Genomic DNA, 11,258 nt, shown 5'->3' with positions numbered 1-11,258 from the left:
TGGTGCTGGGCGAGTCGAGTTACGAGCAATACAGCGAGCAAAACCCAGCTGTCGCGCTGGACGGCGAAAACCTCGCGTACGTGATCTACACCTCGGGCTCCACCGGCCAACCCAAGGGCGCGGGCAACCGTCATTCGGCCTTGCTCAACCGCCTGCAATGGATGCAGGAAGCCTATGGGTTAAGCGCGGCCGACAGCGTATTGCAAAAGACCCCGTTCAGTTTCGACGTGTCGGTGTGGGAGTTTTTCTGGCCGCTGATGACCGGCTCGCGGCTGGTGATTGCCGCCCCTGGCGATCACCGCGATCCGGCCAAATTGATCCAGGTGATCAACGCCGAACAGGTCACCACGCTGCACTTTGTGCCGTCGATGTTGCAGGCGTTCTTGCAGGATGCGGCGGTGTCCAGTTGCCGGAGCCTGCAACGCATCGTGTGCAGCGGTGAGGCGTTGCCGGTGGATGCGCAGCAGCAGGTGTTCGCCAAGCTGCCGCACGCCGGGCTGTACAACCTGTATGGCCCGACCGAAGCCGCCATCGACGTGACCCACTGGACTTGCGTCGACGAAGGCCGCGACACCGTGCCGATTGGCCGTCCGATTGCCAATTTGGGCTGCTACCTGCTTGACGATAATTTCGAACCGGTGCCGGTCGGCGTGCTGGGCGAGCTGTACCTGGGCGGCGCGGGCCTGGCACGTGGTTATCACCGCCGTCCTGCATTGACCGCCGAACGCTTTATCGCCCACCCGTTCGTGCACGGCGAGCGCCTGTACCGCACCGGCGACCTGGCGCGCTACCGCGAAGACGGAGTGATCGAATACGCCGGGCGTATCGACCATCAGGTCAAGCTGCGCGGCCTGCGCATCGAGCTGGGCGAGATCGAAGCGCGGTTGCTGGAACACGAGCAGGTCCGCGAAGCGGCGGTGCTGGCGGTGGACGGCAAGTACTTGGTGGGTTACCTGGTGCTGCACCATGTCCACGGCGACTGGCGCGAGGTGCTCGGTGCGCACCTGGCCGAACACCTGCCGGATTACATGGTGCCGGCGCAGTGGGTACTGCTGGAGCAGATGCCGTTGAGTCCCAACGGCAAGTTGGATCGCAAGGCGCTGCCCAAGGCCGATGCGGGCCAGCCATCCAGTGCTTATGAAGCGCCGCAAAGCGAGCTGGAGCAGCAGATCGCGGCGATCTGGGCGCAAGTGTTGGAAGTCGAGCGCGTGGGCCTTAATGACAACTTCTTTGAACTGGGCGGGCATTCCTTGCTGGTCATCAACGTTATTTCGCGTATGCAGCTTGAACTGGGCCTGCGACCTTCACCGCAGGATATTTTCCAGCACCCGGATGTACGGCGCCTGGCGGCGCACCTTGAAGGGCAGGGCGGTGCGGTGACGCAAGACAAACTCAGCCGTCTCGATGCGCTGTTTGATGATATGGGGCCGTTTTGATGGACACTCAGGTTGCACAACGCATCGTCAAACGGTTTATCGGCTTGCCGCTGGAACAGCGCCGGGTCTACCTGCAAAAGATGCTCGCCGAGGATGTCTCGCCCGCCAACTTACCGATTCCAGTGACCCGCGATGAGGCGCCGCAGTTGCTGCTGTCCTACGCTCAGGAGCGGCAGTGGTTTATCTGGCAGTTGGAGCCCGACAGCGCCGCTTATCACCTGCCCACGGCGCTGCGCTTGCGTGGGCCATTGGACGTCGCGGCATTGCAGCGCAGCTTCGATAGCCTGGTTGCCCGCCACGAAACCCTGCGTACCTGCCTGCGTCAGGACGGCGAGCGTCGGGTGCAGGTGGTCGACCCACAGGCCACAGTGCGGATCCAATCCATGGAGATTGACCAGGCCCAGGTGACCGACCGGTTGGACGCGCTGATCGCCCAGCCCTTCGATTTGCAGAACGGCCCGTTGCTGCGCGTCGCCTTGATGCGTCTTGACGCGCAAGAGCATGTGCTGGTGTTGGTTCAGCACCATGTCGTGTCGGATGGGCACTCGATGCAGATCATGGTCGAGGAACTGGTGCAGTTATATGCCGCGTACGCCCAGGGGTATGAGGCGCAATTACCCGCCTTACCGATCCAGTATGCCGATTACGCCTTGTGGCAGCGGGCGTGGATGGAGGCCGGCGAACAGGATCGCCAACTGGATTACTGGCGCGGTCGCCTGGGGGGCGAGCAGCCGGTATTGGCGCTGCCGTTCGATCATGCCCGCCCGCTGCTGCAAAGTCACCGTGGCGCGAGCCTGGACATTGCGTTGCCGGCGGGCCTGGTGGCGGCGCTGCGCGACCTGGCGCAGCGCGAAGGCGTGACGATATTCATGCTGTTGCTGGCCTCGTTCCAAGTGCTGATGTATCGCTACAGCGGCCAGCCGGATATCCGCATCGGGGTGCCGACGGCCAACCGCAATCGTGTCGAAACCGAACGCTTGATCGGCTTTTTTGTGAACACCCAAGTGATCAGGGCGGATATCGACGGGCAGATGTCAGTGTCCACGTTATTGCAGCAAGTGCGGGCCCGTGCGCTGGAGGCTCAGGCGCATCAGGACCTGCCTTTCGAACAATTGGTGCTGGCCTTGCAGCCGGAGCGCAACCTCAGCCATAACCCCTTGTTCCAAGTGATGTTCAACCACCAGGCCGATACTCGCAAAGCCGGCAGCGCCCAGTCGCCGGGGCTGCTGCAGGTCGAAAGCCTGGAGTGGCAGAGCCGCACCGCGCAGTTCGACCTGAGCCTGGACACCCGCGAGTCCGCCGACGGTATCTGGGCCGCGCTGACCTACGCCACGGACCTGTTCGACGGGCCAACCGTGCAGCGCATGGCCATGCACTGGCAGCATCTATTGCAGGGCATGGCCCAAGATGCACGGCAACCGATTGGTGAATTGGAGATGCTCGACCGCGATGAGCGACACCGCATCGTCCACGGTTGGAACGCCACCGCCCAGGCTTACCCTCTGCACCGCTGCGTGCATTACTTGATCGAAACGCAGGTCGAGCACACCCCCGAAGCGCCGGCGCTGTATTTTGCCGAGCAATCCTTGAGCTACGCCGAGCTTAATCGGCGTGCCAACCGCCTGGCACATCGCTTGATAGCGTTGGGAGTTGGCCCGGATGTGCTGGTCGGGCTGGCGGTAGAGCGCTGCGTCGAAATGGTGGTGGGACTGCTGGCCGTGCTCAAGGCCGGGGGCGCCTATGTGCCGCTGGACCCGGAGTACCCGCGCGAACGCCTGGGCTACATGCTGCAAGACAGTGCGGTGAAATTGCTGTTGACCCAGACGCAGGTGCTGCAAGCACTGCCGATACCCGCAGGTCTTGAGGTGCTGCTGCTGGATGAGGAAAGGCACGATGGGTTCAGTGATGCCAATCCTAATGTCGCTTTGGACGGCGAGCACCTGGCCTATGTGATCTATACGTCCGGCTCTACCGGCAAACCCAAGGGGGCCGGCAACCGTCATGGCGCGCTGACCAACCGCCTGTGCTGGATGCAGGATGCCTACTGCCTGGACGCCCGCGATGCGGTGTTGCAGAAGACGCCGTTCAGCTTCGACGTATCTGTGTGGGAGTTCTTCTGGCCATTGATGACCGGCGCACAGCTGGTGGTTGCCGCGCCAGGCGATCACCGCGATCCCGAGCGCTTGATCGGCCTGATCGATCGCCATCAGGTCACCACATTGCATTTTGTGCCGTCGATGCTGCAGGCGTTTGTACAAGACCCAGGCGTCATCCGCTGCCAGAGTCTGCGCCGCATCGTGTGCAGTGGCGAGGCGTTACCGGTGGATGTGCAGCAGCAGGTCTTCGCTAAACTGCCCTGGGCCGGGCTGTATAACCTGTATGGCCCGACCGAAGCGGCCATCGACGTGACCCACTGGACCTGTGTCGCCGAAGACTGCGACAGCGTGCCCATCGGCCGGCCGATTGCCAACCTGGCCACGTATGTGCTCGATGCGCAATTGATGCCGGTGCCGGCGGGCGTGTCGGGCGAGTTGTACCTGGGCGGCGTCGGACTGGCGCGCAGCTACCATCAACGACCGGCACTGACTGCCGAACGGTTTGTGCCGTGCCCGTTTCATGCCGGTGCGCGGCTGTACCGCAGTGGTGATCGGGTACGCCAGCGCTCTGACGGGGTGATTGAGTACCTGGGGCGCCTGGATCACCAGGTCAAGCTGCGTGGCTTGCGCATCGAACTGGGCGAAATCGAGGCGCGTGTGCTGGAGCACGAATGGGTGCGTGCGGCGAGTGTGCAAGTCTTGGAAGGTAAGCACCTGGTGGCCTACGTGGTGCTGCACGACGCGGTCGAGGGCTGGCGCGATGCGCTCAGTGCGCATCTGGCGCGGCATCTGCCGGACTTCATGGTGCCTGGGCAATGGGTGGTGCTCGACCGCATGCCGTTAAGCCCCAATGGCAAGTTGGACCGCAAGGCCCTGCCCACGCCCGATGCCCCACAACAGGCCGCCTACTTGGCGCCGCAGAGCGTGCACGAGCAACAACTGGCGGCTATCTGGTCCGATCTCTTGGGCGTGCCACGGGTGGGCCTGCGCGATAATTTCTTCGAACTGGGCGGTCACTCCCTGCTGGTGTTGTTGCTCAAGGAGCGCATCCGTGCCGCAACCGGGGTCAGCGTATCGGTGGCCCAGTTGATGCTCAACCCCACGGTGCAGGGGCAAGTCGACAGCCTGCACGGCAGCACCCGCAGCGATTTGCTCGTGCCACTTAACAGCGGCGCGCCGGGCACGCCATTGTTTGTGTTCCACCCCAGTTACGGTTCGGTGCATTGCTACAAAGCGATTGCCCTGGCACTGCGTGACCAGCGACCGGTGATCGGGGTGATCTGCCGCGCGCTGGCGCAAGAGGGCGGCGAAGTCCCGTCCTGGACAAGCATGGTTGAGGATTACACCGCTCAACTGTTGGGGGCACAACCTCAGGGCGCTTTCCGTCTGGCAGGTTGGTCGCTGGGGGGGAATCTGGCGATGGAGGTGGCTTATCGTCTGGAACAGGCCGGTCGTGAAGTGGCTTGCGTGGGTTGGATCGATGCGCCGCCGCCGTACCGCGTCGCCGGGTTCTGGGATGCACAAACCGCCGCTGAAGAGCGCGTGGTGTCCGTCAGCGAGCAACGCGCCGAGATGCTCGGTGTGCTATTTCCGCACCATGCCGAACAGATCCACGCCGTGTGGCTGGGCAGCAGAGACGAGGGTGACGATACGCAGCGGTGGGCGAGGGTGGATAGCTGGGCGCAACGAACCTTGGGCACTGCCTACGAAGGCTTGCGGCATGAGTTGCTGGAGGGCAGTGAAGCGCAGGTGTCCTGGGAGGTGAAACGCTTGCTGGACCTCAGGTTGCAGGACGCCGACTATGCGCCGATCAAAGCCCCCATCGCTTGCTGGTGGGCATCGCGCAGCAAGGGCGGGCAGCATCGTGAGCTGATTGAGTCCAGTATGCGGGCCGTCATCGGCGCGGCGGGGATCACCCAGTCGACGCTGATCGACACGACTCACGACCGGATTGTCGATAACCCTCAGTTTGTCGGCAGTTTTGCATCAGTCATGGGCTAATGCCCCACGCAAACAAAAGCCCCTGGCCACATAAATGGCCAGGGGCTTTTTTATTACGGCCGAGTTAGAAGCTCCAGCGCGTGGTTAGCATGACGTTGCGTGGGTCACCGTAGTACGAGGAGTTATAGAAGCCGATGTTGGTGTAGTACTTCTTATCGAACAGGTTGTTGACGTTGAGGGTGGCGGACACATTGTCGGTCACTTGGTAGCGTGCCATTACGTCCACCAGCCAGTACGGGTCCTGCGAGAATTTGTCGGTGGTCCTTTTCGGGCGGTTGTTCAGGTACTGCCAACCCTCACCCTGCCAGCGCGCGCCACCGCCCAGGGTGAGTTTGTCCCAGGGGCCGGTAAGCTTGTAGGTGGTGTAGAAGTTGACCTGATCTTCCGGTTCCCACGTGGACACCTTCGTACCGCTCTGGTCGCGAATGATCTTATGGGTGTATCCGGCCTGCAATTGCCAGCCAGGTGCAAGTTCGCCGGAGATTTCCGCTTCATAGCCTTTGGTCTTGGCGGTGATGCCCTTGTAGGGGTTGTCGACCAGGGACTTATCGGCGGTGCTGTCGAATTCCGCGCGGTTTTCCTCATGCACTTCGAAGTAAGCCAGGCTGGCGTTCAGGCGGCCCTCGTAGAACTCGCCCTTGAGACCGATCTCGTAGTTGGTGCCTTCATCCGGCTCCAGCATTTTGTTGCTCGCGTCCCGATACGCCGTTTGCGGCAGGTAGATCTCGGTGTAGCTGGCGTAGAGGGAGTAGTTGTCGTCCAGATCATAGGTCAGGCCGGCATAGGGAATGACTTTGCCGGTGTCCTTGGTATCGCTGGTACCCGTGACCTGATAGTTGGCGATACGCGTGCCGAGCAACAGGTGCAAGTCATCGGTCAGGCTGAAACGGCCGGTCATGTACACGCCGGATTGGCGGGTGGTTTCGTCGTTTTTGAAACCGACATCGCCCCAGTTCGGCTCAATGCTGTCGCCATTCCAGTTGTAGAAGTCAATGACGTTATTGGTGTATGTCGCACTGTAGTAGTCCTTGCCAACCCAATGGGACGACGAGATGGACGAGCCGATCACCAGCTCGTGTTCGCGCCCGAGCATGCTGAATGGGCCGGTCAGGTACATATCACCGCTGTCGCTGACGGTTTCACCGGTGTACTTTTGGCCATAGACCGAAGACAGCCCGGTGGTCGGATTCGGTGAGGCCAGGGAGCCCAGGGGAGCGTTGTAGCCGTTGATCTGGTGGTTGTACTGCCCTTTGGCGACCCAGCCGTTGCTGAAGGTGTGTTCCAGCGTGGCGAACGCGGTGCGCGAGTATTGCTCCCACTTGCTCCATTTCGCGCCATTGTTGAAGGAGCGCGGCAAGGTGATCGGGTTGCCTGCCGAGTCATACACAGGACTGCTGCCGGACCAGCTGGAGCCTTGGGGGTCGTTGTCCTGGTAATCGGCGCCTACCGTGAGCAGGGTGTCTTCATCCAGGTCGACTTCAAGAATGCCGTAGAACACGCTGGTTTTACGCTGATAGTGGTCCATGAACGAGTGCTCGTCCTGGTACGCAGCCACGGCGCGACCTCGCACGTTACCGGTCTCGGTCAAGGGGCCGCTGACGTCGATTTCCGAGCGGTATTTGTCCCACGATCCCGCGCCCAGCTCCACATGCCCCTGGAACTGCGCAGTAGGTTTTTTGCGCACCAGGTTGATGGTGCCGCCGGGGCCGCCAGCGCCGGTGAGCAGGCCGGTTGCGCCTTTGAGCACTTCGACCCGGTCGTAGATGGACATATCGGTCAGGGTCTGCCCGGCCGAGTAGGGCGCGTTACGGGTCATTGGAATGCCATCGTACTGGAAGTTCTGGATGGCAAAACCGCGCGAATAATAGTTGGTGCGTTCACTGTCGTAAGTCGAGACGGTGATGCCCGGTGTATGGCGCATCACGTTGTCGATGCCGGTCAGCCCGAAGTCATCCATGGCCTGGCGGGTAACCACCGAGATCGATTGCGGCGTTTGTCGGGGGGTGAGGACCATGCGCGTGGCGGTCGCAATGGTGCCTGGGGTGTAGGAACCGGTGCCTTCGGTGACCGTACCCAACTGGTTCGCGTTGACCTGGGTCGCACCCAGCTCCAGGGTACTGGAGCTGCTGTTGGCGCTGATGGTTATGGCGTTGCCCTGCAAGCTGTAGTTTATCCCCGAACCTTTGAGCAGCGCGGCGATGGCCTGTTCCGGTGCGAGCTTACCCTTGACTGTGGCGCTGCTTTTGTTCTGGACGTCCGTCGGGCTGTACAACACTTGCATATTGGTCTGGCGACCAAATTCCTGCAGCGCCGTCCCCAACGGTTGTGCAGGAATATTGATCTCAAGCGCCTGGGCTTGAACATAACCGGCAAGAGGCAGCGACACCGCAAGCGCGAGCGCGCTGGGCTTGAGGTTGACATGCAGGGCCCTTCGCATGGATAGCGCTTTACTCAAGGGGCTCAGACCGAGTCGTGCAGACATGGGGCGTTCTCTTCTATGTTTTAGGTGGGCAGTTTGATTTTATTGAGGTTAGTTCTCATTAACAGTAGTGAGACGTTCCTACCTGCAGAAACCGGAAAAAAAATTCACGCCAGCTCCCGTTCATGCACCACCTGGCCCGCGCGCAGTCGCACCAACTGGTCGGCGATGTCGAAATAGCGGTCGTCATGGCTGATCACGACGATGGTTTTGCCCAGGCGCTTGAGGTCCGGCAGCAGCTCGGTATAGAAGATGCGACGGAAGGCCGGGTCCTGGTCGGCGGCCCATTCGTCGAACACCAGCACTGGGCGTTCTTCCAGCCATGCGTTGACCAGTGCCAGGCGCTTGCGTTGGCCGGTGGAGAGGTCGGTGGTACTGAACGCACCGTCTTTGATCGTGACCTTATGCGCGATTTCCAGGCGCTCCAGGTATTGGGCTGCGCTATCCAGCGAGGTTTTCCCTCCGCCCTGAACGAGATCATCGAACAGGTAATAGTCCGCGAACACCGTGGTGAACAGTTGGCGGTAATCGTCACGGCTCGTGGCGCTAACGGGTTGGCCATTGAGGTGGATTTCGCCGGATTGCGGGGTGTAAAGCCCCAGCAGCAATTTGATCAGCGTGGTCTTGCCGCAGCCGTTTTCGCCGACAATAAATACGATATCGCCTTGCTTGATGCTCAGGTCGATCGGGCCCAGATGGAACGGTTCGCTGCCGTCCACCGGCGGCGGGCTGTAGCTCACCCCACGCAGTTCCAGGCTGTGCACCACCGGTTTTGGCGCCTCGCTGTCTTCGAGCAGCAGATGGGGCTCAGGGGATGAGAACCGCTCGGACAGTTCAGCGATACGCGAGAACGCGATCTGCGCACGGCTGACGATCGGCAGCGCGGTCACTACGTGTTCCAGTGGGCCTTTCATGTACAGCAAAACCAGGACGAAACCGGTGATCACGGCCGGGTCAGGGCTGGGGTAATAGGCTTGGAACGCCAGCGCCAGACCGATGACCACGAAGAACAGCATCGAGCCGAACGTTTTGGCGACGATGAAGATGTTCACCGAGCGGATCTGGATATCACCGATGCGGTCGGCGGTCGCCTGGATGCGATGGGTATTCATCCGGTAGCGACGGGGGCGGTGGATGCGCAACTCCTTGGCGCCCGAAGCGATGGCGGTGTAATAACGCTGCAACTCGTCTTCCTGGTCACGGGCCGCTTCAAAACCCTGGATGCCCGCAGAACGCGCCGCGTACTGCACGGCGGTGCCGATCACAATCGCCACGACCATGATCAGGAACATGGGCACCGACAGGTACGCCAGGTAGCCCAGGCATCCGAGGGTCACCGTAGTAGCGATGGCCAGGGGCGTGAAAGAAAAGGAAAAATCGCTGATGGTATCGACGTCGTGAGTCAGCACTGGGATCAGCTTATGGGTGCGGTAGCGCTCGATTTGTTCGATAGGCGCCGACAGCACTTTCTCGCCCAACTCCTTGCGCAGCGCCGCAATAATGCGTTGACCGACAAAGTTGGTGCCGATATCCGACACGATCGAACTGACCAACGCCAACACGCATAACGCAGCAAAAGTCAGGATCACCCCCTGGGTCATGCCTTGGGGCGAGTGCAGGGCGTTATTGATCGTCGCCAGCAGCAACGTGATGGCCAGGCCGCCGGCCATGCCCAGGGCCACGGAGACCGTGACGATGGTGCGAAAGGGCCTGAGCAATGCGAGCAGACCGTTGAAGGCGCCGCGCTTGGGGTCGGTCATAAGTACTTCCCGGAAAGTGAAAAGAGGGGGCTGGGCACACAGACCCTTACCCATGACAAACGAAGCATTGCCGTGACGATTTAGCCTGACGCGCCTGGCGGTGAAGGCGGCGGATAAATTGCCCGGGGGCTGGTTCGTTCTTGTTGTGTAGGCGCACGCGTAGCCGCGCGGTGCGTGATCCCTTCAGCGAGAGCGAAACAATGACGAAGAAGAATCTGGTGTACGTGTGGTCCCTGAGAAACGCCGCCGCCGATAAGGCCGGGCAGCCGGTGGCCTACAAGGATCACCAGCGCTATATGAAGTCGGTGCTGGAGTTTCTGGTGGGGTCGCTCAACGACACGCCATTGGGCGAGGCTTATCACCTGGTAGGCGTGGTGTATGACGACGATGAGCAGAACCCTCGGGATCAGCAACTGGTGGCCGATTATGGCTTTGCCTACCAGCCGGGTCGCCAGTGGCTGTACCCGGCTGACCTGCGGGTGCAGGGCACGCTGGTCAACGATTTGCTGCTGAGCGTGCCGTCCACCTACCGCCGCCTGCCACGGGGCAGTGCCGAACACATCGCCGGCAAGCAGGACTTCGAGCGTCGTTTGCATGACACGCTGGTGGAATTGAAGGCGGATATCGTGGTGCTCGACGGCCTGCTGGTGATCCTCGATGAACTGGTACGGCCGGGTGCGCCGTTTGCCCGTCGGATCATGAACATTCACCCTGGGATCACTCGCATCGACTCGCCCTACGAGCGCCGTGGCGCCTACGCCACCTGGAACGCGCTGTACGGCGCCCGTGGCCAAGCGGTGGTGGATTGGACGACCAAGGCAACCCAGCCATGCGAGCCGCTGTACCGCACCGGCGCTTCGTTCCACTACGTGGACAATGGCATCGACTCCGGCGAAGTGTTCCATGACGTGCTCAACACCGACATCGCAGCGGACGACACCATCCTCGAACTGCGCTGGAACAACTTCAACAACAGCCTGTTCCCGGCCTTGCATGAAGGGCTGGAGCGCCTGGCCAAACAAAGCCAACCCTAAAATTTTAGGCTTCTGTAGTGAGCGGGCTTGCCCCGCGCCTGGGCGCGAAGCGTCCCCCTGCCGACACTGCGGTGGGTCAGGCAAAAACAGTCGCCTGGTTTTAGGGCCGCTTCGCAGCCCAGCGCAGGACAAGCCTGCTCACTACAACGGATCGGGGGCATGTACCGTCGTGGCTAAGCTTGCGAGTGTGTGGTTGTGGTGAGCGGGCTTGCCCCGCGCTGGGGCGCAAAGCGGCCCCAAACCCAGGCACCTCGGTTTACCAGATAAATCACATTGTCTGGAGCGAGGCCGCTTCGCAGCCCAGCGCAGGACAAGCCTGCTCACTACAACGGGTCGGGGGCATGTACCGTCGTGGCTAAGCTTGCGAGAGTGTGGTTGTGGTGAGCGGGCTTGCCCCGCGCCGGGGCGCGAAGCGGTCCCCCTGCCGACACTGCGGTGGGTCAGGCAAAAAC

At 61.5% G+C, this 11,258-nt stretch carries 5 protein-coding genes; 3 read left to right on the top strand and 2 right to left on the bottom strand.

Annotated features, from left to right (window positions below):
• Together YA0848_RS31900 and YA0848_RS31895 are read left to right on the top strand one after the other, a co-directional pair.
• The coding region (locus tag YA0848_RS31900) for an amino acid adenylation domain-containing protein (RefSeq protein WP_198731500.1) at positions 1-1,436 on the top strand (1,436 nt) is incomplete at its 5' end.
• A complete protein-coding gene (locus YA0848_RS31895) occupies positions 1,433-5,533 on the top strand; it encodes a non-ribosomal peptide synthetase (protein WP_232925225.1) in 4,101 nt (1,366 codons plus the stop codon). The genes YA0848_RS31900 and YA0848_RS31895, both read left to right, overlap by 4 nt.
• 64 nt (positions 5,534-5,597) lie before the next feature.
• Here the strand turns inward: YA0848_RS31895 and YA0848_RS31890 are convergent, their stop codons facing one another.
• Positions 5,598-8,015, bottom strand: a complete 2,418-nt coding sequence (locus tag YA0848_RS31890; RefSeq protein WP_034096973.1) for a TonB-dependent siderophore receptor — start codon at positions 8,013-8,015, stop codon at positions 5,598-5,600.
• A gap of 104 nt (positions 8,016-8,119) precedes the next feature.
• A complete protein-coding gene (locus YA0848_RS31885; protein ID WP_034096974.1) occupies positions 8,120-9,772 on the bottom strand; it encodes a cyclic peptide export ABC transporter in 1,653 nt (550 codons plus the stop codon).
• Positions 9,773-9,972: 200 nt separating this feature from the next.
• On the opposite strand from YA0848_RS31885, the gene YA0848_RS31880 reads away from it, so the two are divergent.
• On the top strand, positions 9,973-10,806 hold the full coding sequence (locus tag YA0848_RS31880; RefSeq protein WP_034096975.1) for a N(5)-hydroxyornithine transformylase PvdF: 834 nt from the start codon (positions 9,973-9,975) through the stop codon (positions 10,804-10,806).
• Positions 10,807-11,258: the final 452 nt, after the last annotated feature.

This window comes from Pseudomonas sp. S4_EA_1b, assembly GCF_016307435.1.
In the GTDB taxonomy this organism is placed as follows: domain Bacteria; phylum Pseudomonadota; class Gammaproteobacteria; order Pseudomonadales; family Pseudomonadaceae; genus Aquipseudomonas; species Aquipseudomonas rhodesiae.
The sequence above is the reverse complement of the archived record's forward strand: the minus strand, read 5'-3'. Positions and strand labels throughout refer to the sequence as shown.

Excerpts from the sequence above, each read along its gene's own strand:
- YA0848_RS31890 (WP_034096973.1), bottom strand. The coding sequence starts at position 8,015 with ATGTCTGCACGACTCGGTCTGAGCCCCTTGAGTAAAGCGCTATCCATG.
- YA0848_RS31885 (WP_034096974.1), bottom strand. The coding sequence starts at position 9,772 with ATGACCGACCCCAAGCGCGGCGCCTTCAACGGTCTGCTCGCATTGCTC.
- YA0848_RS31880 (WP_034096975.1), top strand. The coding sequence starts at position 9,973 with ATGACGAAGAAGAATCTGGTGTACGTGTGGTCCCTGAGAAACGCCGCC.